Source organism: Streptomyces sp. NBC_01426, from assembly GCF_036231985.1.
In the GTDB taxonomy this organism is placed as follows: Bacteria; Actinomycetota; Actinomycetes; order Streptomycetales; family Streptomycetaceae; genus Streptomyces.
Genome location: NZ_CP109502.1, coordinates 59,998 through 83,696 on the forward strand (window position 1 = coordinate 59,998; position 23,699 = coordinate 83,696).

General features: G+C 70.7%; 19 protein-coding genes. 17 read left to right on the top strand and 2 right to left on the bottom strand.

Features of this window, described 5'->3' with window-relative positions; all coding sequences use genetic code 11:
- Positions 1-10: 10 nt before the first annotated feature.
- On the bottom strand, positions 11-2,563 hold the full coding sequence (tap, locus tag OG906_RS38670; protein ID WP_329448983.1) for a telomere-associated protein Tap: 2,553 nt from the start codon (positions 2,561-2,563) through the stop codon (positions 11-13).
- A gap of 265 nt (positions 2,564-2,828) precedes the next feature.
- On the opposite strand from tap, the gene OG906_RS38675 reads away from it, so the two are divergent.
- From OG906_RS38675 to OG906_RS38720, 10 genes are all read left to right on the top strand, one after another.
- Complete coding sequence (locus tag OG906_RS38675) at positions 2,829-3,476, top strand: hypothetical protein (protein WP_329448984.1); 648 nt, start codon at positions 2,829-2,831, stop codon at positions 3,474-3,476.
- A gap of 73 nt (positions 3,477-3,549) precedes the next feature.
- Complete coding sequence (locus tag OG906_RS38680) at positions 3,550-3,939, top strand: DUF6354 family protein (protein WP_329448985.1); 390 nt, start codon at positions 3,550-3,552, stop codon at positions 3,937-3,939.
- Positions 3,940-4,069: 130 nt separating this feature from the next.
- Complete coding sequence (locus tag OG906_RS38685) at positions 4,070-4,711, top strand: hypothetical protein (protein WP_212728851.1); 642 nt, start codon at positions 4,070-4,072, stop codon at positions 4,709-4,711.
- 91 nt (positions 4,712-4,802) lie between these two features.
- Entirely contained in the window at positions 4,803-5,384 is a 582-nt protein-coding gene (locus tag OG906_RS38690) for a hypothetical protein (RefSeq protein WP_329448986.1), read from the top strand.
- Between the two features lie 332 nt (positions 5,385-5,716).
- On the top strand, positions 5,717-6,214 hold the full coding sequence (locus OG906_RS38695) for a hypothetical protein (RefSeq protein ID WP_200728069.1): 498 nt from the start codon (positions 5,717-5,719) through the stop codon (positions 6,212-6,214).
- Between the two features lie 67 nt (positions 6,215-6,281).
- A complete protein-coding gene (locus OG906_RS38700; RefSeq protein WP_329448987.1) occupies positions 6,282-6,542 on the top strand; it encodes a hypothetical protein in 261 nt (86 codons plus the stop codon).
- Positions 6,543-6,624: 82 nt separating this feature from the next.
- Positions 6,625-7,035, top strand: coding sequence for a hypothetical protein (locus OG906_RS38705; RefSeq protein ID WP_329448988.1), 411 nt, complete (start codon positions 6,625-6,627; stop codon positions 7,033-7,035).
- 66 nt (positions 7,036-7,101) lie between these two features.
- Positions 7,102-7,461, top strand: a complete 360-nt coding sequence (locus OG906_RS38710) for a hypothetical protein (protein WP_329448989.1) — start codon at positions 7,102-7,104, stop codon at positions 7,459-7,461.
- A 59-nt stretch (positions 7,462-7,520) separates the two neighbouring features.
- Positions 7,521-8,045, top strand: a complete 525-nt coding sequence (locus OG906_RS38715) for a hypothetical protein (RefSeq protein WP_329448990.1) — start codon at positions 7,521-7,523, stop codon at positions 8,043-8,045.
- The gene (locus OG906_RS38720; protein ID WP_329448991.1) at positions 8,042-8,728 is read left to right on the top strand and encodes a hypothetical protein; all 687 of its coding nucleotides are present in this window, start codon (positions 8,042-8,044) and stop codon (positions 8,726-8,728) included. The genes OG906_RS38715 and OG906_RS38720 overlap by 4 nt, the downstream gene beginning before the upstream one ends.
- 299 nt (positions 8,729-9,027) lie before the next feature.
- On the opposite strand, the gene OG906_RS38725 is transcribed toward OG906_RS38720, so the two are convergent.
- The gene (locus tag OG906_RS38725; RefSeq protein WP_329448992.1) at positions 9,028-12,804 is read right to left on the bottom strand and encodes a hypothetical protein; all 3,777 of its coding nucleotides are present in this window, start codon (positions 12,802-12,804) and stop codon (positions 9,028-9,030) included.
- A 506-nt stretch (positions 12,805-13,310) separates the two neighbouring features.
- Between OG906_RS38725 and OG906_RS38730 the strand changes: the two genes are divergently transcribed.
- From OG906_RS38730 to OG906_RS38760, 7 genes are all read left to right on the top strand, one after another.
- Entirely contained in the window at positions 13,311-13,601 is a 291-nt protein-coding gene (locus OG906_RS38730; protein ID WP_329448993.1) for a hypothetical protein, read from the top strand.
- A 1,659-nt stretch (positions 13,602-15,260) separates the two neighbouring features.
- Positions 15,261-16,109 carry a ParA family protein gene (locus OG906_RS38735; RefSeq protein WP_329448994.1) on the top strand — a complete coding sequence of 283 codons (849 nt, stop codon included), beginning with the start codon at positions 15,261-15,263 and terminating at the stop codon, positions 16,107-16,109.
- On the top strand, positions 16,106-17,173 hold the full coding sequence (locus OG906_RS38740) for a hypothetical protein (RefSeq protein ID WP_329448995.1): 1,068 nt from the start codon (positions 16,106-16,108) through the stop codon (positions 17,171-17,173). The genes OG906_RS38735 and OG906_RS38740 overlap by 4 nt, the downstream gene beginning before the upstream one ends.
- Positions 17,174-17,561: 388 nt before the next feature.
- Entirely contained in the window at positions 17,562-18,011 is a 450-nt protein-coding gene (locus OG906_RS38745) for a hypothetical protein (protein ID WP_060880027.1), read from the top strand.
- A gap of 1,603 nt (positions 18,012-19,614) precedes the next feature.
- Positions 19,615-20,799, top strand: coding sequence for a hypothetical protein (locus tag OG906_RS38750; protein ID WP_329448996.1), 1,185 nt, complete (start codon positions 19,615-19,617; stop codon positions 20,797-20,799).
- Entirely contained in the window at positions 20,694-21,860 is a 1,167-nt protein-coding gene (locus tag OG906_RS38755; RefSeq protein ID WP_329448997.1) for a bifunctional DNA primase/polymerase, read from the top strand. The genes OG906_RS38750 and OG906_RS38755 overlap by 106 nt, the downstream gene beginning before the upstream one ends.
- A complete protein-coding gene (locus OG906_RS38760; RefSeq protein ID WP_329448998.1) occupies positions 21,857-23,434 on the top strand; it encodes a hypothetical protein in 1,578 nt (525 codons plus the stop codon). The genes OG906_RS38755 and OG906_RS38760 overlap by 4 nt, the downstream gene beginning before the upstream one ends.
- The last annotated feature ends 265 nt before the right edge of the window (positions 23,435-23,699 follow it).

The following is a 23,699-nucleotide window of genomic DNA, read 5'->3' on the forward strand; positions in this document are numbered from 1 at the left end:
TCCCTACGGTTCAGGCCACGCGGACGAGCGAGGCGTCCTTGATTTCGTTGGCAATGTTCACTCCGTCGGCGAGCAGGTCCAGCGCCCAGCCGATGGTCTGGCTCCCCTGGTGCTTGACGGAGCCCGGGTTGACGCCGAGGCGGAAGCCGCCGCGGATCGGCTCGCCGTCGGGGCCGAGCAGGACCGGCAGCGGCGACAGGCCGTCGATCGCGTAGACGACGCAGTCGTTGTTGACGGCGAGCGGGTACCGCCCCGCGATGGTGAGGCTCTGCATCTTGCGGTGCATGTTGGTCCGCGCCTTCGAAAGGATCATGGCGCGGATGTCGGGCCGCCACGTCAGCCGCCTCAGGGCCGGCCACGGGTCGCCGAAGACGTGGTCGAGGCCGAGGTTGGGGCGCTGGCGCAGCTTGCCGATCCCGGACTTGGCGGTGGCCTTGATGGCGTTCGCCAGCGTCACCAGGAGCGGGTCGCCGTCCTTGTAGTGGGCCATCGCCGCGAGAAAGGCTTCGTCGTCGAGGTCCGTGGTGACGCCGAGGTCGGCCATCACGGTCAGGTAGGCGTCGCGGAGGGTGTCGTACCAGGGCTGGAGGTAGGGGCTGTGGGTCTCACGGACCCATGCCTCCATCGGGCGGACGTCGGCGCCGAGTTCGACGGCGTAGGCGACGGTGGGCGTGGCGTACCAGCCGGGTCCCTCGGGGCGCTCGCCGCTGGAGGTGAAGGGGCTGGGCAGGCGCGGGTCGGTCTCGATGTGGGAGAGGTCGAGGAACCAGGAGCCGGGCAGCTCGGGGTCGAAGGACGGGTTGCGGGGGTAGTGGATGGCCGGGCCGGTGCCGACGTGCAGACGCCGGCAGGCGGCGAGGAAGGCCACCTGCACGTCGAGGGCGGCGACGTGGGTGCGGGCCCGTTCGTCGTCGGTGATGAGTTCGGCGGGGCGGACCCAGATGCAGGCTTCCTCGTCGAGGGCCTCGCTGGCGGGCCGGGAGCCTTCCTCGGGGTAGTCAGCGACGACGACGGGGTGTTCGTCGGGGGCCTCGCACGGGGCGGGGTCGACGACGGTGTGAAGGGTGTGGGGCACCTTCGCCGAGACGTACTTGTTCTCCTTCTCGCTCCACTCTGCCTTGGTGGGCGGGCGCAGCGAGGTCATGAGCTGTTCGCCGGTGACCGCGAGGGTGCCGCGGGGGGTGATGACCAGGCGGGCGTAGGTGCCGAGCATCTTGGCGAGTTCACCGGCGGGCAGGTCGCCGGCCTTGCCCCAGGCGCGGGTCTCCAGCGCGCCCCAGGGCACGAGGGCGAGCTGGACGCAGTGGCGCTTTCCGTCGAGGCGCTTGAAGATCCTGGCCCAGGGGCCGAAGCCGGACTTGGTGAGTTCCCAGCCTGCCTTCGTGATGTTCTTGACGATCTTGTCGTCGGCCGGCAGGCGCAGGTCCTCCTGGTCCGCGAGGTTGGTGGGCAGGCCGAAGTGGGCCACGGCCCCTTCGGTGAGGATGATCAGCGGGTCCTGGTGGAACCCGTTGTCGTGGAGCTTGGCTGCCCCCAGGCGGATCTTCTTCTTGTCCAGCGCCCACGCGGCCAGAGCCTGGAGCGTCTTGGCCGGGCACGGCATGGTGCGGCCGTCGACAAGGTGGGCGGTCAGGGCGCCGTCGGTGATGTCGAGGACGGCCAGCGGACCGTCGGCGTGCTCGGGGGCCACCGCCTTCACGGCCGGCTTCTTCGCCGTCTTGCGGCGGGAGGCCGAACTGGTGGCGGCGCCCGGGCGGCGCGGCACGGCCGGCGGACGAACGGGAGACGCGGGAGCAGCAGCCGGGAGCGCGACTGCCGGTGCGGCGGCCGGTGGTGCGGCGTCCGCCGAGGGGGCGGGAGCCGGTGTGAGGGCAGCGGGCACGGGGGCGGCCGTCTCGGCTGCGGTCGGCAGGACGGGCTCGGCCGGGGCAGTGGGCTGCGTGCCGCAGCGGGGCACGCCCATGGCGGCCATGGCCTGGAGGTAGATGTGGCGGGGCTGGCCTGCGACGAGGCATGACGTCGGCTTGCCGCAGCGGACACAGGGGCGGGTGACGTCCTCGGGCAGGTAAGTCCCGGAGCCGGGCGCGTCGTACTCGGGGTACTCGGCCTGCGCCGCCGTGTTGTCGAGGGCGGGGCTCTGGTCGGTGTCCGGCCAGGCGAGTTCGGGCGGGTCCTCGATGTCGTAGTCGAACAGGGGGGGCTGCTCCTCTTCCGCGGCGGCCGCCGGCTGCGGCGGAGGCGCGGCATCGGGCACGGGCACCGGCACGGGCACCGGAGCGGTGGCGCCGCTCGTTGCTGCGGCGCGAGCGAGCTCGTCGGCGAAGTAGGCGAGGAGCCGGGCGTAGAGCTGCCCCTTCTCCCCACGCGGCGTGCGGGGTGGATCCGATTCCCAGGTCCACACCGTCTCGCGGCGCACGCTGGTCGCCTTGCCCATCTGCGTCACGGTCCAGCCGAACTCCTCGCGGAGCCTGACGCGTGCGGCCGGGTCCGGCAGCGGCGGCACCGGGCCGTCGACCGGGATCCGTGCGAGCACCGCCGTTACCGGGTCGGTTGCCGGGTCCACTTCCACCTCCACCCTCAAAAACAGAATCTAACGCGAATCTAACGTACCCGCACCGACCGCCGATTGCAAGTTCTGTTTGCATTTCAATGTGCATTATGGTTGTTGCTTGTTCTGGTTTCAAGATGTAAGTTGATTGCTCGTTGAGAGGGGCCGCCGCTGGATGGCGGGCGCGCCCCCAAACAGGGGCGGCACACACCGAGCCCACCCCCGTCCGAGCTGGGAGCCCCGTTCCTGTCGGGCATGACACCTGAGGAGTACGACAGCCATGGCCTTTCCCTCTCGGCACGTTCTGCCCCCTGAGCCCGGGGAGCCTGCCGCGCCCGGGTCGCGGATCACCGTGGAGGCCGGCGACATCCTGATGCGACGAGGTCTCAACGATCACGCCCGCTCGGCCCACGTGAACGTGATCGAGGCCGCCAAGGCGCTGGAGGACTTCCGCCTCGGTCGCAACGCCGCGCTGGAGCGCGCTGAGCTCCTCGCCCGCCGGGCCGTCACGACCTTCCAGGAGCGCACCGGCGAGCACGACGAGGCCGCTTGGCAGGCCGTCGTGGTGTACATGGTGGAGCTGTGGGCGAGCCGCTACACCGCGGGCCGCCCGGCCGCCTTCGACCCGGCCCCGGCCCCGCCGTCCCTGTTCACCCCGGGGCACCCGCTGCGGCTGGAGACGGTCAGCCGCGATGCCCACGACCACGTCCTCGGCGCCGGCCGGTCGCTGGAGCGGGCGGCGCGCGGCGTGGACACGATCGACATCGCCCGCGCACAGCACGGCATGCACGAAGCCGCCCGGCTGCTTCATGACCAGCTCGACGGTCTGTCCATGCCGCTGTGGGTGCTCATCAGCCGGTTGTGCGCCGAGATCCACGCGGAGAACCTCCGCATTCTGAAGACGCCCGCCCCGGGCACCTCGGCCTGAACCTCTTCTCGTCGTCGCCGGGCGCATGCCCGCTGCCCGGCATCACCCCTTCGCCACCAGCCAGGAGTTCACCATGAGCATCACCACGCCCGTCTTGTCCGCCGTCGGCCCCGTCCGGGCCGGGCAGCTGTGGCAGGACATGGCCCCCGACATGGTCGATCGCGAGCGGATGCTGCGCGTGGTCGCCGTGGGCGCGACACACGCCGACTGCGTGGTCGAGCGCGACAACAGGCCGGGCGCGGCCGGCCGCAAGGCGCGTCCGCTGGCACTGAGGCGCTTCGCGACGAGCGCCTTCACCCTGATCGAGGACGTCGTCGACGACGCCGACCAGCTCGTCTACGCCCGTTTCCTGGCGGCGATCACGGGCGTGCAGGGCGGCAGTCCGTCGCCCGTGGAGTACGCGATCGCGGCGCTGCGCGTACACAAGGAGCTCACCGCCGAGGCAGCGAAGGGCCAGGACTGACCCGGCCCTCGGCACCCGCCTGTCCAGCCGCGCGGCGGCCGCCCGAGGGTGGCCGCCGGTCCCGCACCCCGCTAACCCACGGCCTGGTGGCCGATTCGTGTGATCGCTGATGGAAGGAAGCAGAGAAGAGATGGCGTTGTCGGCGAAGACCGGGGCCGCCCAGGCCCCGGACACCGCGTCCGGAGACGAGGTGTTGCAGTCCGGTGAGATCGTGGCCGTGGAAGGCTGGCCGGGCGAATGGGAGCTGATGGAGCCCGGGCCCGGTCCTGGTGTGTGGACCGTGGAGTCCGCGCGGCTCGAAAACCGGGTGAGCGCGCAGGCCGCGGTGAGCGCGCTGCAGCGCCTGGTTGACGCTCCCCACGTGCGGCGGGGCGACCTGGTGATGCAGTCCTACCCCGAGCAGGAGCGTGCCGCAGTGGTCGGCGCCGTGTTCCGGCTGGGCCAGTGGGTGGCGGTGAAGTCGTACACGCTGCCCGACGGCAGGGTCTGGCGCACGATGGACGCGGTCGACCGGCTGGAGGTGGTCACGCCGGAGCAGCTGACCGCGGCCGTCCGGCTGGTGGTCGCCCACGGCACGCACCGGGGCCGGATCGTGCAGGCGGTCGTGTCCTCGCGCGCCGGGCAGTTCCGCGTGGTGTGCCGGTGTGCGCCGGGGGCCGGCGAGATCTGCCGCGACGGCCGCAAGGTCACCTGGTGCCCCAGCCTGAACAGCGCCCGGGACCTGTGGGACTGGCACGTGTACGGCACTGCCCCTACTGAGAGCGCCTCGTAGTTGTCCGAATCCCGGTGACCGCCACAAAGATGGAGCCACCCTTTGGTGGGACACAGGACTCCTCGGCCTCACCGGGGCGAGAATGGCGGCCATGTCACTCTCCATGGCCCGCTGTGTGGAAGCGGTTGCCCGCCTGCTGGATGCCTGCGGGCCGCTGGAGCCGGTCCGGCTGTGCATGAGCGAGGCGGACGTGCAGGCGGAAGTGTGCGCGAGCGGGCCGGCCGCCTCGGCAAGCATGGCGCGGCTGGCAGCAGCGTGCGGCGAGGCGGCCGGCCTCCCGGCCCACCGTGACGGTGTGCTGACGGTGGACCTGGAGGAGGAGCTGCTCCTGGTGGCCGCCGTGGATGCACCGGTGCGCGGCGCCGTCCCAGGGGGACGGCTGACGTCGGCGGAGGCAGCGGCCGAACTGCTGCGGACACTGGTCCCGTGGACGGCCGCACTGGACCAGGAGCGGTTGCCGGGGGCGCAGTTGTGGGTGGAGGACGACGGCCGGGGTTTCACGGTCCGGCTGCTGGCGACAGCCGCGAGCAGTGACGACATGGAGGGGGTCGCCGCTGCCGCCGGCGCAGGGCTGGAGCGGATCCGGACCCGGCGCACCGACAGCGGACTGGACGGCCAGGGATGTCTCCCGTGCGGGCGGACCGTCCACCTCGGGGTCGTCCCCCTCTCCTGACCACCGGCGGCGGCTGATGTCCCCGTCCGGTGCGCGGTGCGCAGCGGACGGCGTCGGCTGAGGATCCGCTCCACCGGCTGGTCCGCGCTCTCCCGCGCGGGATGATCATTCCGGGGCTCCGGCCCATCGCCCGCGTGAGGCGTGAGGAGCGGCGGTCCGGCGTGGGCGGCGGCCTGCTTCCCCCGAGGGTGGGAGAGCTGCACGAACTTCCGGTGTTGCGTATTAGCGTTTCAATATGTAAGATTGTTCGTGTTGAGGGCGCTGCTTCCCTCCAACGCACACCGCTTGGAGCTGCACTGCCGCTCCCCCATGCCCCCTTCCGGAGAACTCCCATGTCCGAAGCCGAAGTCGTCCGCACTGTCATAAACCGGCTCGTCGCCGAGGCCGACGAGACCCAGACGCAGCTCATCCACGAACTCGCCCGCCAGGCCGGCTACCTGTGGCGCTGCGGGAACCCGGCCTGCCCCGCCTACAACGACCGGGGCTGGCGCTACTGCCAGGGCTGCGGCTGGGGCCACAAGGGCAAGCCGGTCGGCGACGTTCACCCCTCCATGTACACCGAAGTCCGGTGGACCCGGCTGCGCCGAGCGCTCCTCAAGCACTACGCCCTCGACGCTCCGATGCCCGACGCCGTGGTCTTCGACTACTGGGGCGGGCCCGGCTGGCGCGGCGCCGAGGTCACCGAGATGTACGGCGGCATGACCGAAGAGATCACCGACGGCTTCCGCGACCGGGCCCGCTTCGAGGACATCGCCGCTGCGCTCGACTCCCTCACCAAGTGGTCGGAGCCGAGCTATGGCGAACACATCCGCGTCGTCCTGACCCCTTGAACCCCGCCGCCCGCCGGGGTCCGGCGAGCAACCGCTGGGCCCTGGGGCCGCAGAGAGCGAACCCGCCGTGTCCACTCTGCTGATCGGCTGCTGGTCCAAGGACCGCGTCACCCTCAGTATCACCGCTTCCCACCAGGTCGCCGACGGGGACCAGGCCGCCATCGACGCCCTCACCCGGCCCGCGTTCGCCCAAGGCGCGAACTGGGCGTGCGAGTTCGACGTCGACGCACATCGTCGCGCCGTGCAGCGCGCGTACGAGGAGTTCGCCCGCGACGACGGCGCCTGGGTCGACGACACCGTCGAGCACTACGAGCCCGACGCCTACTGACCGTCCCACCACCGGGCGGCCTTGCACCTCGGGCCGCCCGGCCCCTCCCTCTCCCGCGCTTCCGCATCCGAAGGGCTCCCGCATGCTCGACCACACCGAATTCGAATGGGTCCCCGCCGACGCCACACCGGTCCTGCTCTACCCCGGCTTCACCTCCGACGACGCGCTCGTCGAGCCCGGCGAGATCACCGCCGCCGTCTACAACGGCAGCGACGGCATCGCCCTCCACGGCGCCCGCGACGAGGTGCTCGCCCTCCTCCTCCGGCTCGCCGACGCCGTCCGCAACGCTCCGCCCGTCCCGACCACGGAGGCGTGCATCGCAGCCTCGACCGACCCCTCCACCTGGGTGCCGGGACCACTCACCGAATCGCTGGCCCCGAGCACCAGGGCCTGGCCCCTGTGCGATTCCGAGACCCCCAGCCCATCGCGGCCGACCCCCGCCTGGCCACCTGTTCCAACTGCGTCGACGCCTTCAACGAGCACGGGCCGCTGACCCCCCTCCGCCTCGTCCACTTCCTCCCCGACCAGCCCTGACCCACCCACCGCGAAGGCCGCTTCCGTGACCAACTCCAAGCCTGCGCGCCGACCGAAGCCCCTCCCCGAGATCGGCGCCACCTACGCCGAGCGCAGCGAGCTGTGGCGCCACCACATCCTCGGCGCACGCCAGGTTCATGTCTGGACCGTCACCAGCCACATCGACGACCGCGTCGCCTTCAACGGCCACACCGAGCCGACGTTCTCCGCCTACTGGATCGGCAAGCACCTGATGCGCTGCGAACCCGACGGCTCCTCCACCGACCCCGCGTACGTGGAGCGCCAACGTGCCCGCCTCCAGGACATGGAGAGGCAGCACGCCGCCCTTCCCCCGCTCGACCAGGTCATCAGCGAACTGATCGCCGAGAAGCTCCGGCCCTCCTGACCACACCCCGTTCCGGTGCCGGGCCCGGCAGGGGCCCGGCACCCCGACCTGAGGCACCCATGAACACTCCGCATGACGCAGCCGGCTCTCTCTACGAAGCCCTCCTCGCCGAAGCCCAGCAGTGGGCGTGCGACGACGCCGAGGACCAGAAGGTGCTCGACGCGATCGACTACGCGCCCACCCCGCACGACAAGCTCGCGCTGCTGCAGAACTCCAACCTCGTCCCCTCCCACCTGTCCTCGGCCATCGCCGACGCCCTCCTCGCACTCGACCCCGCCACCTACTCCCCCACGCCGACACCCCCGGGAACCCCCATGCCAGACCCCGAACTCCACCGCGTCCGCGACGCCTCGATCACCGTGGTCGACGCCTCCCCCAAGGACAACACCCCCAGCGACGTCTACGAGATCCAGGTCTTCGGCGTCAGCATCCTCATCCGCCGGCGCGCCCAGTGGGGCCCCGACACCGACGTCCCCTACATCCACATCGACGACCAGCGCGACGAGGCTGGCCTGCTGCTCGTCAAGGTGAACAACAGCGGCGAACACGAGCACCGCCCCGGCGCCGAGGAGACCGCAGCATGACCCCCGACCGCGCCTACGCCACCGCCCGCCAGCTGATCGACCCCGACGCCGACTACACCGTCCACGTCCGCACCGACACCGGCTGGACCCAGCCCGCCGACCCCGACCACCGGGAACTGCCCGGCCTGGACGTCCTCCTTGCCGCCCGCCGACTCCTGCGTGCCCAGCCCCCGGGCCGCGTCAGCAGTACCCATCCCGACACTCTGGACATGCACTCCGGCGACGGCCGGTTCTGGCTGCGCTTCGTCGCCACCCCCGCCGAGGAAAACCCGGGTCAGGCCGAGCCGACCACCAACGGCCGGGCGCCGGACGGGCTGTGGCGGCTGCTCGGCCTCTCCGGATCCTCACTCGTGCCGGTCGCCCGCGGCGATCTCACGGACTCCGACCTGGTGACACTGGCCCGCGCCTGCCTCACCCTCAAACAGGCCCACCCGCTTCCCCAGCAGGGCGTGACGCCCGAAGTGGCGCTGCTGCTGGAGCGCCTCGCGACCAGCATGGACGCCCTCGACAACGGCCTTCCCGGCGCCCCGGACATCGACGAAGTCTTCTGCCGCACAGAGCTGCTCATCCTCGCCGAGGCGGCACTCTCCCTGTACCGGACCCACGCAGACCCCGACAACCTCCTCGGCCGCCCCGAGGTTCTCCTCCTGGCTCACCTCGCCTACGACGACACCCCGCCCTGACCTACCTCCCCGCACCATGAGAGCCCGGTCCGCGCTGAGCAGCGCGGACCGGGCTCTCTGCCTCTCGGATCACCGATTGAAGGTCCCGGCCTGAGGCACTGACGAGCTTCTCCTGCCGCCCAGCCGCTTCGAGTCGGTCGCGTACCTGCGCCGCCCCGCCGCCGGCCGCTCCCCCGCCACTTGCGGCACACAACTCGTGTGCCGTCGCATGCCGTCACGCCGCACCGGCCTCGGCGGCCTCTTCGCCGCGCGGACCCGTACGTGCCCCTGGGGCCGGGGCATGCCCCGGCAGGGCCGGTTCAGTCCCGGCGTGGGATCCAGCCCGGGGCGGGGTCGCCCGGCGCGGTGAGGACGTGGGCGAGGTTGTCGGCGGTGGTGTACGGGACGCGGGGGTCGGTGACGAACGCGGCGGGCTCCACAGCGCGGGTCACCATCAACGGCAGCACCTGCCAAGGCTGTTCGGAAGCGGCCCGGCAGGCCCCCGCGGCTTGTGCGGGGAAGGCGGCGATGGTGGCCGTCTTGGCCAGGAGCTTGTCGCGGTAGCGGGTCGTGAAGCGCTGGATGTGCTGGAGGACGGCGTGCGGTGCCACGGCGGGTACCGGGTTCTTCGCCTCGATCACCCACAGCCTCCCGCGGTCCGGGTCGGCGATGAGCAGGTCGACTTCGCCGGTCAGGCCGGGGATGCCGAGAGAGGCGGCGGTCTTCTCCAGCAGGCGGAAGCGGTGGGGCAGACCTGCCCGCTGGGCGATCTCCTTGAGGTCGCTCTCCAGGAGCTCGTCGAGCTGCTGACGGTGGCGGAGCAGGGCCTTCCCGACAGGATCGGGGACATCGGGACGGGGCAGTCGTCCTTCGTCGATGTAGCCGGCGTAGAGCTCCTGGGCGGCGTGGACGAGCCAGGGAAGGACGAGCAGCCGGTCCCCGGCGGTGATCAGGGGGTGGGTCATGGGGCGGGTGCGCCGCTCGACCTCGGTGTAGGGATGCGCTCCGACGGAGGCCGCGTTGCCCGGGTGCAGGGTCAGCCGCTCGGTGGCGGCGATCAGCTCCTCGTCGGGCAGGTTCGACCAGGCGGCGGCTTCGCGTAGGAGGTCTTCGGCCGTGACGGCGGTGGTGCCTTGCGGGCCGGTGGGCCAGTCGGCGGCGGTGGCCAGCACGGCGCCCAGGGCGGCCAGGCCGCAGTTCCAGTGCTGGCGCAGCAGCCGGTCGGCGTGGGCGAGGTGGCTGCGGGGTGGCAGGTCCGCCTGGGTGTACTCGGTCGCCGTGCGGATGCCTGGGCCGGCCAGGACGGTGGCGGCGTCGAGCGGTTCGGGATCGGCGGTCGCGGCCCGGGTGATGCGGTGCTGCTGGCGGGCGCTTTGGTAGGCGTGGGCGTCGTAGCCGAGGTGGGCGGCGAGTTCGGCGTCCGTGCGCTGGCTGTCGGCCGAGTCGGGGTCGGGGGTGTCGGTGAGGGTGAAGACGCCGGTGGGGTGGATCTGCAGGTGGAGGTCGTGCAGGCGGCGGGCGGCGGCGACCGCGGTGGTGCCGCAGTGTCGTACGAGCTCGGCCAGGGCGACGAGCTCGGCGACCGCGATCGTGTCGACGGGCTTTTCGCCGGCGGGCGGGGTGGCGATCGCCTGCTGGAGCAGGAGTTGCAGTGCGGAGGTCGCGTTGGCGCCGTCGCTCTGGCGCCGGCCTGCCTCCTCGATCCAGTTCTCCGCCCACGGCGCCGTCAGGTTCGCGGCGGCCTCGGCGTCGCCGCGCGTGCGGCTGGACCAGGCGGCGTTCAGGTGGCGGGCCAACTCGTCGACCAGGTCGGGCCGGTGCGCGCGGATCTCCTCGGCGAGCATCTCCTCCAGCGCGTGGAGCAGTTGCTCGGCGGGACCGCCCCGGGCGTAAGCCTGCGGGCCGCTCCATGTGCCGGCCGGGATCCGGGCTCGGCGGACGGCCGCGGCCGCGGTGCGCAGGGCGCGGGCGTGCAGGTGGGGCGAGCGCGGCAGGGTGTAGGCGGGGGCGGTGGCGGGCCAGGAGTTGGTGGCGCCGCTCAGGCGCAGGACCGGGTGGGCTGTGTCCCATTCCGCCAGGTAGGTCTCCCGGTCGGTGCCGGGGCCGGCGCCGCGGGCCTGGCGGATCTGGTCGAGCAGGTGGTGCAGCACCTGGCCGACGATGTGGTGTCCCTGGCGGCCGTCGCCGGTGAACGCGGCCAGCAGCGGAGGGTCGATGTCCAGGCCGATGCGGGCGCGGTCCGGATCTGCGCCGACGTGCAGCAGCAACCGCTCCCCCGCTTCCGGGTCGCCGTCGGGTTCGGCGTCCACGCCGGCGGTCGCCGGGGGCTGGTGGGGCTCGGCGGTTGCGGTCAGCTCGATGACGATGGGGGCGCCGTCGGGGAGCGTGGCGTGGTCGGCGACCGTCGGGCAGGTGACCAGGGTGGTGCGCAGGGCGTCCGCGAGTCCGGTCATCGTGCCTGGGTCGAGGAACGTGTCCGGGCCGGGGCGGACGGTGGCGAGGACCACGAGCGGTGGGAGCGTGGAGACATGCGCGATCATCTGGCCCGTTGAGGTCGGGTAGACGAGGTCGGCTTGCTCGCCCACAGCGTCCGGGTCGGGCTTGTCCAGGCGGGCGAAGCGCCAGTGGAGGGCTTCGGGCAGTTCAGCGGCGGCCAGCACCTCGTCGGTGGCCGCCCACGCCGCGGCCCGGTCCCAGGACACGTCGTGCACGGCCGGCGAGACGGCGGCGACCTCGTCGCGGTACGGGCCCGGCGGCAGCAGCGTCGCCTCGCGCCGCCACGCGGTCCACGCGTCCAGTACGTCGCGGTAGAAGACGCCGTGCACGCCGGGGTGTTCGGTGAGTTCCAGGACGAACAGGGCCAGTACGGCCAGGTCGCCCTCTGCGTCGGCGAGGATCTCGGCGAGTTCCTCGGTGTGCAGGTAGACGGTGTCCTCGATGAGCTCCGGGCCCAGGAACCGCGGTCCGCCGTAGACGACCAGGCGGCCCCGCCCCGTCGCCAACTCGCCCAGGACGGAACGCGCTTCCTCGATCCGGGCCGACAGGGCGCCCTCGGCCAGCGCGCTGACGATCGCGATGTCGTAGCGGTCGGCGGGTGCGGACAGCACGCACACCCGGCCGGGACGGGCCGGGACTTCTTCCATGCCCAGCAGCTGCGCGGTGCGGGAGACGACGAGGTCCTGCAACCGCTCCTCGGCGGCTTCCACCGCCGAGGCGGGAAGAGCGCCAAGCAGGCGGCCGGCGGACGGGGCGAGGGCATCGGTCGCGGCGCAGGCCGGCACCGCTACCCGCCGGCCGTGCGCGGTGACCGCGAGGACCGGCCCGAGCAGCGGCGCCTGCGGGTGGTAGCGCAGCGGAAGGCCCTCGATCGGTTCGGTCAGCCAGTCCAGCGCCCGCGCGGCGTCCGCCGGCCGCCCGCACGCGGCGGTGACCGCGTCCAGGTCCGCGCCGGCCAGCAGACGGGCGGCGCCGACCTCGTCCTCGGTGAGCGCGCACACGACCTGCGGGTCCTCGTCCGGCGCGCCAGCCGGCCACGCCGGGGACACCGCGGTGAGGGTGTGGTCGCTCAGGCGCAGCGCGAGCTCGAGAACGTCGCTCAGTCCGAACCCGACCGCTGCGCGCGCCGGTTCATCAACAGCCAGCGCGGTCAGCTGCAAGCTGCGCAGGACCAGGAGGGGGTGCGCGAGCTGCCCGGGATGGACCAGCAGCCGCTCCCCTGCCGACGTGGCGAACCGGACCCTGCCCCGTACATCACTGGGAACCCGGTCGGTCACCACACCGCGCCCGGGCGCCGCCCGCCCGGCGGCCTCGACCAGCCCCGGCAGGTCCGCGGCGGCCGCAGCAACACCGGTACACGCGGGAGTTCGCAGAGTGCGGGTCCACAGCAGCAGGAAGTGGTCGTGAACGCGGGAACAGCCCGGAGACGCCAGCGCGGCCTGGAGGAGCACCGTGAGCGAATCGGTGGAGAAGGGGGCCAGCGCCCGGTCGATGGTCTTCCACTGCACCCGCCGCTGCTGAGCGGCGGTGAGCGGGCTGCGTGCCATGGTGCGTTCCATCCGTACGTCCCCGGTGATGCGAGGGATCAGCCTGACAGCCAACACGGCACCTTCGCGCCGGTTTCGGCTTACTGATCAACAGGACGCGGTGGGTCGTGGACTTCTCGCCCGGTGGGGTGTGGCGGCTATCTACAATGCCGACGGAGGGATGTCGGCCTCCCGCTGTTACCCGCGTGTGCGGGGATGCGCCCGCCTCGGCAGCGGGCTTGACCACGCGCGCCCGACGCACACCCTAGTCCCCACGATGTCCAGTCCTTCCGCTGTCCCCGTCGGCAGCAGCACATTCCCTGTCTCTGAGCAGGCCCGCCGTACCCATCGCCGTCACCGCGCACGGTGAAGTGCAGGAGCTGCTGGCGTCCGCGCCCCCGCGGCAAGGTGCTGGGCTACAACTACCGGACGGAAGCCGGGTACGGGTGGGTCACGGCGTACGGCACCCACACCCCCTGGGCGGAGACCTCCCGTGACGATGCCGAGCAGCTCATCCCCTGGCCCTGGTCGCCGACCGCAAGGACGACCGCGACGGAGCGGAGCCGGCCCGAGCGCTCCAGGTGGACTTTGGCCCGCTGAACCTGGGAGCGGCTCGCGCCGCAGCACGCAAGCAGCACCGACGCACGTGCCTGTTCGAGGACACGTACGACGAAGACCGTGTACGTGTCGGCTGGACCTACACAGTGCCGGGCCGGTACTTCGACCGCGGGCAAATGACGTACGGCTGGATCGTCGAGAACGGGCGCACCGGACATCTGGTGAACAGCCGAGACGATGCCCGCGCCGAGCTCGCCGAGGCATGGGCGACAACTGAGTGGCCGCTTTGGCGTGAGGCCTGGAACCTCAGCTAGACGCGCAATGACTCGAGACCTCAAGCATCTCTGTTCCTGTAGGCAGGTGAATGAAGCCGGGCAGCGGTGCCGCAGGGAAGGAAGCCGGGTTCGATCCTGCTGGGAAATTCGTCAGCCACAGAGCTGTGCACTTGTTCACACACTTCCACGCACGCACACACACGTACGGCCTTACTGGCGCATTGACCTGCATCTTTACCGCCAGCACGCCCCAAACTCCCTCACCTCGAGAAGCAGGCACTGCAATCGGTCCGAGGAGGCGCAAGAAGATCACCATCTCCCGAAGAGCCGAGATTCACTAATTCACACACTTCCACGCACGCACACGTGCACGCGGACGTTACTGCGCCCAGCCTTCCCCTCCCTCTCGCCATCTTGCGCTCTCTCTTGTTTTCGACCTCACATCCTCGCTTCCATGTACGCGCGCTTCATCTCGCTCGACCCTCTTTGCTTACGTGCGCCATGTCGCTCTTGCCTCACCTCGCACGTCTTTACGCTGACCCATACGCACTACGGCCTTTACTTTCAGGCGTGCGTCACTTCCTACAACGACCCTTGCAACCGCTCATTCACCCATCCGTCCGGCCTTCTCTCCGGATGCTCCTTCCTTGTCTCTCTCCTCCATTTTGTTGTACGCACACTCGGACGCTCCCTCGGTCGGCTCCACTACAGCTCTACGGCTCATACACCCTCCCGGGCGTACCTTCTTTACTGCGCGCTTCCGATCTTGCGCACGTCCTTCGCTGCTTACGCTTTTGCGTTCGACCCCCACCGCCTACTTCGATCCGCACGCCCCTTCGAACTCCCTGCCGTTCGTGTTCACGTCGACTCGCGCGCGCTTGCGGCCGTACTGCGGCAAAGCGCCCCTCACAGTCAGAAGTGCTGGCGCACTCTCGCAGCCGCCTTCTCCTCTGCGGGCTTTCGGCTACTCCTCACTCCGGTATGGCGCACTAGCCGACGCGCGCCCAGACTCCGCCTGTCACGCGCCTCCACTGCGATGTGCTAGCGCACCCACCCTTAGGCGCTCGTCCCGTCATGTGCAGTCACACCCAGGCGGCAACCACCACGGGCAGACGCAACCCCTACATCCGCTACCGCAAGCCTCGCGCAGGACAACGCTGACGAACTCACTCGCTGCCGCGCCTGAACACGCACGAGCGGCGTCCCCTGCACAACCATGTGCGCCCCCGGTCGCCCTGGCGCGGTCGACCCCACGCACGCCGAGCCGCGCTTCCGGGCAGCCGTCCCATCGCACTGATGCCAGCTCACGCGAGCCCTAGCGCGCTCATGCTGTCCCGCGTTGATGCGGCCCGGCCTGCGGCCCGGCCTGCGGCCTCGCACCTCCACTTGACGCCCTAGGCCCGCACGCGGAGACGCGGCGCCGGCAGTCAAGGCAACCAAGGATGATTACATATCGCACATAACGCGCTATAACGCGTCACTGGGAAGGGAGTTCGGGACTGACAGATTCGATGCCTCAGTCGAACGAGCACCGTCGACACGCTGTCTGACCCGGTACTGCAAGGGATGCGACTCCCCGACTGTTAATCTTGCGACCGTCTTAGTGAATCTGACAGTCCCAAACCCCCAACAGACGTCGACAGTGCCTCAGGACAGCGAGCAACCAGGGCGAGGTAGGGGAGAGGGAGGAAGGCACCCATGAAGGTCATCATCCTCGCCAGCCAAAAGGGTGGAGTGGGTAAAACCACGACAACCGCGAATATCGGTGCAAGTCTCGCCAGCGGTGGAGCTCGCGTCGGCATGATCGACCTTGAACTCCAGGGCCAGCTCGGCGTTTCCCTTGGCGCGTTCGCCCGCAAGCCGCAGGACATCGGCAGCGCGCTGATCGACTACATCGACGCCCTCGACTCCGACGACCTCGGAGCGATGCCGCCACTGCACAGCCGCATGGTCGACCGAAGCGTGCTCCTCAAGGACTTCGAGAAGCCTGGGACCCTGAGCGTCATCGGGTCGGTCATGAACGTCACCGACCGTGCCCGAACCGAGGTAGCGAAGCGCGGCTGGGAGGCCATCTCCAGTCTTAGAGAGCTGCTCGTGACGGTGGAGGACGAGTTCGACTTCATCCTCGTCGACACCCCACCCTCCGCGGACGCTCTGTCCTCGGTAGCTCTTGCCGCCGGCGACTTCGTCATCGCCGTGTGCAACCCGCGCCTGGCAACCGCCGATGGAGCCCGCGTGGTACGGAACAACGTTGCGAAGGTCCCCGAGAGGACCGAGGGAAAGTGTCAGCCTGTCTTCCTCGGCACGGTGATCAACGAGGCACAGCCGCCTTCCAAGCGAACCGATGAGGCTGACGCTGTCGACACATACCTCCAGAAGCACGAGCTCGCGCCCTTCAGCAAGCAGATCCGAACGAGCCCGCAGATCTCTGCTTCGTATGGAATCAGCCGACCCATCGTGATTGATGAACCGAGCTATGCGGCAAGCGGCTGGTACGAGGACCTCACCGTCGAGATCCTCGCTCGTATGAAGGGCTCGACGACGTGAGCACCGTTCCTGACGACCAGGTGGAGGCACAGGAAGGCACAGGGAAGCGGCCGGCCGAGGCTGGAGCGAGCCCGAAGCGGAGGAGAGGGAAATCCCGATCTTTCGATTTCTCCGCCATCGAGCACGTAGGCAACGATGCCACCGAGGGTGGCTTCCTTGGCGACGACGCAGCCGAATCTGAACGCCGTGGCAGCTCCGAGCCGACCGCCTCGCTTCCGCCAGCACCCGAGCCGCCGGCCCCCGCAGATGAGGAACCTGCTCGCGAACTGCGGGCTGTCAAAATCGACGAACCTCCTGCGGGGGAGGAGGCGGCAGTAGAAGCCACCCGCACCGTGCCTCCAGATGACGCCTCCAACGCGGTGTCCCTTCCCAACCAAGCTGCTGGCGCAGAGGCGGAAGAACCGCCGGGGGCGCAGCTGGCCGAACAGGAGAAGGGAACCGACCGGCCCATCGTCGAGGCGCCCGCGTCGGCCGCTCCAGAGGCAATCTCTACAGAAGAGGGCACTCCCCCCAGTCGGCCGGCCACACGGCAACGCCGCAATGACGGGCCAGGGTTTTCCGCTGCCTCGGCGGAGCCGACTCTAAGGCCGAGGCGAAAGAAGGCAGGCAGCCCGGGGCCCGTTCAAGCTACCGTCCTTCAGTCGTTCATCAAGCACCGCACTGAACGAAACTGGGTGACTTGGTCTGGCCGTATCGAGGGCGAGACCAAGGCCCGGCTCCTGGACAAGGCTGACGACGACGCAGCAAGCTCGAAGCGCAACCTCATGCCCGGCCACTATCTCGATGCGGCTCTGCGAAAGATCAGCGAGCTGAGCCCTGAGGAGCTCGCGTCGCTCGCCAACGAGTGGCTGATCGAGAGGTGGTCAGGCGAGCACCCGCCGGGCGTGAGCATTCAAGCCGGTGTTTCCCCGGACATGTCCGAGTTCCTCAAAGGACTCAAGCGCACGATGCGTGGCCAACGGGGTGCCGGGAGCGGAGGAATCATCCTCGACGTCGTCTCCGCAGCCGTCGATCGCTTCCTTGACGAGGTGGACGAGGAAGGCCCATTCCCCTCAGTCCGGTAGGGATCAGCGCGTAGTTGAAGGGCCCGGCCGATGCGGCCGGGCCCTTCAACTACATGTTGATTCACATATTCACCCACTTTCACGCACACACCCCAACACGCACCCATACGCACGACGTTGCGCGCCTACCGCCGCAGGGGCCGCCCGACTCACCCAAGGGCGGAACTTCGCACCGTGACACTGTCACGCTCACCGGCATCCCTCTCTGCTCCTGTCACTACCGCGACCAGGACAGTTGATTGGGATGATTTGCCCTAAATTTCGGGCTTTTTGATGGACCATCAAGCCATGGGAAAGTACGACGATGCGACACCCGGTGGTTCTGTCATTACCAAAATGCTGGCGATCACGGGGTAGGATGCCGCTAACGGAAAGTGAGGATGGATTGATGAGGACTGCCCCGGGCGGATGGTCACTCAGAGCCCTGGCACAAGAGGCCCATGTTCTGCCCAAGGTGGCGCGAGACGCGGCTGACGAGGGCGTGATCGACGCCCACCACATCGTCGAGTCGGACATCGTTCTGGTCCGGCTCTACGGCGCGTTGAAGCGCCTCGTCTGGCCGGAAGAACGTCGGCCGGCAAACAAGGACCAGGGGCTACGGGTCTGGGAGTCAATAACGATCGAGACTGCGCGGGCTGCCCTGCCGGACGAAGTCCAGCCAGACACGGGCCTGTTCGTACACCAAACCGGATGTGAGCTGGCCACGGGCCCGGGGCCCTACTGCTCCGCCCTCTTCAAGCTCGCTTCGGAGCCCTTCTACTACGCGCCGCTGGGCCTCTGGTTCACGGAACTTCCATCGAAGCGGCCGACCAACGAGGTAGCTGGCTCTGCCCGCTAGCAGCGGCTTATGACTCGCACTCAGGGGACGCACGAACTTACCCCCTGACGCGAATGGCCCGGGTGCAGGACCCGGGCCAAATCTGTCGAGGAGGTTAGGCACTACTCAAATTCCAAACTCCACACCGTCACGTGATCGGCTCCTCTACCTCCCCAGGCAGCGCCGGTCCGCGATGGCCGTTGTTCTCCTACCTCCTCGACAGGAGCAGATCATAGCTACCCGTCCGAGGGCTGGTTCAGTCGTGCCCAACGCCGAAACGACGCGGCGCGCCCCGGCCCCACACTCGCCCGACAACCTCGCTGATGAGCGGCAGGCCAATGAGCCTCTTCTGCTATCTCCAGCGATGCGTACGGCTCTTGCCTCCGCAGTTCGGGAGCTGCTTCACGACTCCCGCCTGGCTGGGCAAAGTCCCCTCGTCAAGCTGACCGCCGTGGTCCTGTTGGCGAAAGCTCCCTTGATGTCTGCCGTCGTAGATATGACGGCTCGTGACGTTGGTGGCTGGCTGGGATGCTCGGTCTCGCACGTTGGGCACACGTTGGTGCCGGACGCGAAGAAGTCGGGTTCCATCTTGTGCGCGCCGAAGCGGTCCGAGGAGGGGCGGACTGTCGCCCTACGCTTTGAACTTCTTCCGCTGCGGGAAGCGCGCGCTGCTGCTGGTGGGGCGCCGCTCGGGACGCTGACCAAGCGGGAGCTGGCGACACTGTTGCGGTTCTGCGAGGCCGTGACATGCCCGGGATGGACACCGAAGGACAAGCCCGCCACCTCGGCTGGGTTCATGGCGTCGCGGCGCGAAAGGGGCGCAGCGACGGACCGTCTGGCCATGGTGCTGCTGTGCCTGGAGGCCCGAGCCGACGGTCGCGTACGGATGGCCCCCGGTCGGGTAGCTCAGGGAATCAGGCGAGCCGATGTGACGGTGGCTCGCCTGATGGGTTGCGAGGTCGATGTCGCAGCAGCTGCGGTCGACCGCTTGGTGGCCGCCGGGGACCTCCAGTTGGAGGGGGAGGAGCGCGCTGATGGCGGTCGCCTTCGGGTGCCAGCGGTCGCAGCCGCTCATGCGCGGCTGCGCAAGGTATCGCCAACGGAGTCTGCCAGCCATTCTTTCGTGTTGGCGGATGAACCGTCGCAGGAGGGTGGACCGTGTCCACGGTGCGCAGGGACTGAATCTCCCGGGGACGAAATGGTGTTGGCCGGTGATGGGTGGGCTCAGGAGAGCCTGGAAGACCTCCTGTCGGCCGCCTCCGCCGCCTCAACTTGTGCATCCGGGGATCAGTCGGCCAGGGATTCGGTAAATGCCCAGGTCAGTGCGGGTCCTCGCGAGCAAGCCGACCCGTCGGCTTCTGCAGACCTCCACGCTGGCCACGCACCGGTGGTTACTCAAGGTGGTTCTGGTGCTGCTTCGTCTCGCTTTTCCGGCGAAGCCGAGTTGGGGTTCCCACCGTTGCCGGAGCGCGCGGACGGGCGCGAGATCGAATCCGGCGCAGGCAGGATCGGCGTGGTCGACGAGCCGGGCGGCCGGGGTGGCCCGCTTCGCGGGGAACAGCAGCCGGATCGAGCGGGGGTAGAGCAGACAGCTCCTGGGCCGGTCGTCGCGAAGCCGGTCCGATTGCGGTGGTCGTTGCCGCGGGGGCTGGAGCGGGTGCTGGACCCGGTGCGGCTGGAGTGGGCCCGGATCGGGCATGCCGGCGGGCGTACCCGGGTGCGGCTGGCGCTCAAGGCCGAGTTGCAGCGGCTGGCCGGGATCGTGGGCTCGGAGCAGGCGCCGGTGGTGCTCGCCGAGCGGCTGGAGCGGCGGCTTGCTGCTCAGCACGGTGAACGGGTGCGCGAGCCAGTCGGCTGGCTGCTGTCGCGGGGCCTGCCGCAGCGGGCGGAGTGCTACGCGACGGCGTGCGACGACCAGGTGCGGATGGACACCGGTCTGGTGTGCCCGAGTTGCGAGCTGCTGATCGGGGACCGGCGGTCCCTGCGGCACCAGGTCGTCCAGGCCGTGGCCGCCGAACTGCCCCGCCTGGCGCCAACCGAGGCCAAGGCGGAGGTCGAGCGGCGGCTGAGCCGGGAGGTCGCCCTGCGGGCCGCGCGGGACGCCGTACGGCGCGAGCGTGCCGTGGCGGAGCGGGCACGCCGCGAGGTGGCCTGGGCTCAGCAGCGCGAGGAACTCGAGGTGGCGAAGGCGGAGTTGGCGGCACGGGCGTGTGAGGAGTGCGGGGTCCCGGAGGCCGCTGGCCTGTGCCCAGTGTGCTCGTACAACCGCACGGTCCGTACGGCTGTGGAGCAGGCGGCGCAGGTCGCGGCCGCCGTGATGGGGCCGGTGATGGATCTGGGCGTGGTGGCGGGCCGGCTGGCTGCGCACCGGGTTCGGCTGGAGGGCGAAGTCGACCGGGTGACGGGACGGTTGCGGCGCGAGGGGATGCCGGAGGCCGCGGTGGCCTGGGAGGCGCGGAACCTGGCCGAGGAGCTGCTGCGACAGGAGCGGGCCCGCGCGGTGGACGCTCTGCTGGAGTCGGCGGAGGCCCAGGCTGAGGCCGAACGGGTCTTCGGCATCGAGCGGGCGCGGCGCAGCAGTGAGCTGCAGGCCCGTGCGGTGTCCGAGCAGGCCCGACAGCGCTGCGCGGAGCTCCTTCTCGCCCAGCGGCTCAGCCAGGTCAGGGCTGTGGATCGGCCGTCGGCTTCCGAGGAGGTCGGCGGATGGCGGCAGCGGATGGTCGAACTGGCGGCGCGTCCACTCGACGACGAGATCCGCGTGCCGCGGCCGGCGGCGGGCGAGTGCCGGGAGGCGGTGAGCGCCGCGTGATCGGAGGACTGGAGCTGGCCCTGCGGTGCGCTGAGCGGGGGTGGTGGGTGCATCCGCTGCTGCCCGGGTCGAAGCGTCCGGCGGGCAACTGCCGCCGGTGCCGCCCGCCGTCGACCGGAGCGCGCCCGGCGTGCGGATTCCCCGATGCGGACGGGTGCGCGTGCCGGGAGGCCGGGCGGTACTGCCATGGGGTGCGCGCGGCGACGCGGGAGCGGGAGCTGATCCACCGCTGGTGGCGCGGCCAAGACTTCGGCGTCGGCGTGGCCACGGGGCCGTCCGGCCTGGTGGTGCTCGACCTCGACGACCACGACCGTCCACCGCCGGATCAGGCGCTGTTGCTGCCGGGCGTCGACTTGACGCAGCACCCGGACACGGAGCTGGACCGGGTGCTGACCGGGGCGGACGTGCTGGAGCTGCTGTGCCGGGTGCGGCGGGCGGGCAGCTTGCTGGAGGCCCCGGCGACGCTGACCGTGCAGACCCCGTCCGGCGGGATTCACCTGTGGTACCGCTCCGGGGACACGAGCCGGTACGTGCAGGGCGCGGGCCGGCTCGGCTGGCAGGTCGACGTACGGGCCGGCTGGTCCACCGCGGTCGCTCCCGGCACCGTCACCGCGGCCGGCCGCTACCGGATGGTCGGCCACCAGGACCGGCCGGCGCGGCTGCCGCGCTGGGTCGCGCTGGAGCTGGGCCGCGTCGGACTGCGCCACCGCGACCCAGCCGCCGGCCCGCCCCACCGAGTCCGGCTTCCACGCCCCGCCCGCGAGCACGGCCCGGGGGACGCCTCCGCGTACGCCGCCGCGGCGCTGCGCGGCGAGCTCGAGGCCGTGGCGTCGGCCCGCGCAGGCCGCAACGACACTCTCAACCGCGCCGGGTTTCGGCTCGGTCAGCTGGTCGGGGCCGGGCTGCTGGAGCACGACCAGGTCCACCAGGCGCTCACCGACGCCGCCGCACAGGCCGGGGTCGACCCCGGCGAGGCCAAAGCGCAGTCCACCCTCCGCCGCGCACTTCAGGCGGGCATGCGCTCGCCGCGCACCGTCCCGAGCCCGGGAGCACGGTCATGAACCACCCCCTCACCTCCCGCGCCGCGCTGCCCTCCCCGGCCCGAGAGCCCCAACCCGCCGAACAGGCCGGCGCGGACGGGCAGGAGCGGCCCGCCGAGCGGGGGCCGAAGTTGTCGCAGGCCGACATCCTGCTGCACCTGGGCATGGACGAGTACCAGCTGGTGCGCCACGACCAGACCGCGTACGCCGTCCCCCTCGACGGGCCGCCGATCGCCCGCCCGCTGCGGGCTGCCGGCGGCTTCGGCGGCACCGGCTCGCTGCGTCAACTCCTCAACCGTGCCTATGTCCTGCGCACCGGCCGGTCCCCGTCCCAGGGGTGTCTGACCGACGCGATCGCCTCCATGGACGCCCTCGCCCTGGACGCCGAGGAACAGCCGGTCTGCCTGCGGATCGCCCCCGACCTGGCCGACGACCAGGCGACCTGGCTCGACCTGGGCCGCTCCGACGGACTCAGCGTGCTGATCGAGCCGGACACCTGGTCAGTGACCACCCCGTCCATCGGCGAGGGCCCGCTGTGGCGGCGCACCCGGCTGACGGGCGAACTCCCGATGCCCCAGCGCGACCCGGGCGGCTGGCAGGGTGGACTGGGGCTGCTGCGCGAGCTGTCCGCGCTGGCCGAGCCATCCTGGCGGATGGCCGTCGCCTGGCTGCTGGCCGGGCTCAGACCCGACATGCCCCGCCCCGTCGCGTACTTCAACGGTGAACGCGGCACAGCGAAGACCACCTCCGCCCGGCAGCTGCTGCGGGTACTCGACGGAATCCGCGCCGAGGTCCGCAACGTCCCGCGCTCCGAGGACGACGGCGCGGTCGCCGCGTCGGCCGGCTGGACCATGGGCCTGGACAACATCCATGGCATTCCCCAGTGGCTGTCGGACTTCCTGTGCCGCACCGTCACCGGGGCCTCCGTCGCCAAACGCGAGATGTACACCGACGACGACGTCGCCTCCTGGGCCTACCAGCGTCCCGTCGTGCTGACCGGCATCGACGTCGGCGCTCTCCAACCCGACCTCGCCGAACGGCTGCTGCCTTTCACCCTGGAGGCCATCGACCCCAAGGCCCGGCGCAGCGAGCGCGACCTGTGGCATCGCTACCGCGCCGCCCACGGCCGCATCCTCGGCGGCCTGCTCGACCTGGCGGCCGCGGTGTGGGCGCGCCTGCCCGACGCGGCCGACCAGCTCGACCAGAAGCCGCGGATGGCCGACTGGGCCGAACTGCTGTGGGCGCTGGATGCGGTGACCGGCTGGGACACTCTGTCCACCTACACCGGTTCCCAGGAGGCGGTCACCGACGACGTCATCGACGCCGACCCGGTCGCCACCGCCCTCACCCGCTGGTCCGCCACCTCCGGCAGCACCAAGTGGCAGGCCACCACCGGCCAGATCGACGAGGTCCTGCGACCACCCGGCCCCATCCCCGACACCTGGCCCAAGACCACCGCCCTGCTCTCCGCCCGCCTCACTTCCCTCGCACCGGCCCTGCGCCAACGCGGTATCGACATCCGCAAGTTGCCCCGGACCAGCGCCACCCGAGGCTTTCTCATCACCCTTCAACCGGACTCCGGACCGCCGGCCTGACCCCAGACTCCCGCCCAGCCGCGAAACAGCCCCTATACCTGTCACCGAACCCGCCGCGGCGCCCGCCACGCGCGGGCCTTCAGCATGCCCCGGACACCCGCGGGAGACCGGCCCGCGGACCGAAAGCGCCTCCTGGGTCGCCGGTCTGTCCGTCGGGGCGGCTGCGAGCCGGACAGCTCCCGTGTCGACGGCCGACGAGTCGCCGGGGGACTGCCTCGCCCGCGAAGAGATGACGCCGTGCTGACGCTGCCCATGACGCACCCGG

What these genes read in the sequence shown, in the direction of transcription:
- OG906_RS38680 (WP_329448985.1), top strand. Translation starts at nt 3,550, where the DNA reads ATGAGCATCACCACGCCCGTCTTGTCCGCCGTCGGCCCCGTCCGGGCC.
- OG906_RS38735 (WP_329448994.1), top strand. Translation starts at nt 15,261, where the DNA reads ATGAAGGTCATCATCCTCGCCAGCCAAAAGGGTGGAGTGGGTAAAACC.
- OG906_RS38685 (WP_212728851.1), top strand. Translation starts at nt 4,070, where the DNA reads ATGGCGTTGTCGGCGAAGACCGGGGCCGCCCAGGCCCCGGACACCGCG.
- OG906_RS38755 (WP_329448997.1), top strand. Translation starts at nt 20,694, where the DNA reads ATGGCGGCAGCGGATGGTCGAACTGGCGGCGCGTCCACTCGACGACGA.
- OG906_RS38745 (WP_060880027.1), top strand. Translation starts at nt 17,562, where the DNA reads ATGAGGACTGCCCCGGGCGGATGGTCACTCAGAGCCCTGGCACAAGAG.
- OG906_RS38695 (WP_200728069.1), top strand. Translation starts at nt 5,717, where the DNA reads ATGTCCGAAGCCGAAGTCGTCCGCACTGTCATAAACCGGCTCGTCGCC.
- OG906_RS38720 (WP_329448991.1), top strand. Translation starts at nt 8,042, where the DNA reads ATGACCCCCGACCGCGCCTACGCCACCGCCCGCCAGCTGATCGACCCC.
- OG906_RS38715 (WP_329448990.1), top strand. Translation starts at nt 7,521, where the DNA reads ATGAACACTCCGCATGACGCAGCCGGCTCTCTCTACGAAGCCCTCCTC.
- OG906_RS38690 (WP_329448986.1), top strand. Translation starts at nt 4,803, where the DNA reads ATGTCACTCTCCATGGCCCGCTGTGTGGAAGCGGTTGCCCGCCTGCTG.
- OG906_RS38760 (WP_329448998.1), top strand. Translation starts at nt 21,857, where the DNA reads ATGAACCACCCCCTCACCTCCCGCGCCGCGCTGCCCTCCCCGGCCCGA.
- OG906_RS38675 (WP_329448984.1), top strand. Translation starts at nt 2,829, where the DNA reads ATGGCCTTTCCCTCTCGGCACGTTCTGCCCCCTGAGCCCGGGGAGCCT.
- OG906_RS38705 (WP_329448988.1), top strand. Translation starts at nt 6,625, where the DNA reads ATGCTCGACCACACCGAATTCGAATGGGTCCCCGCCGACGCCACACCG.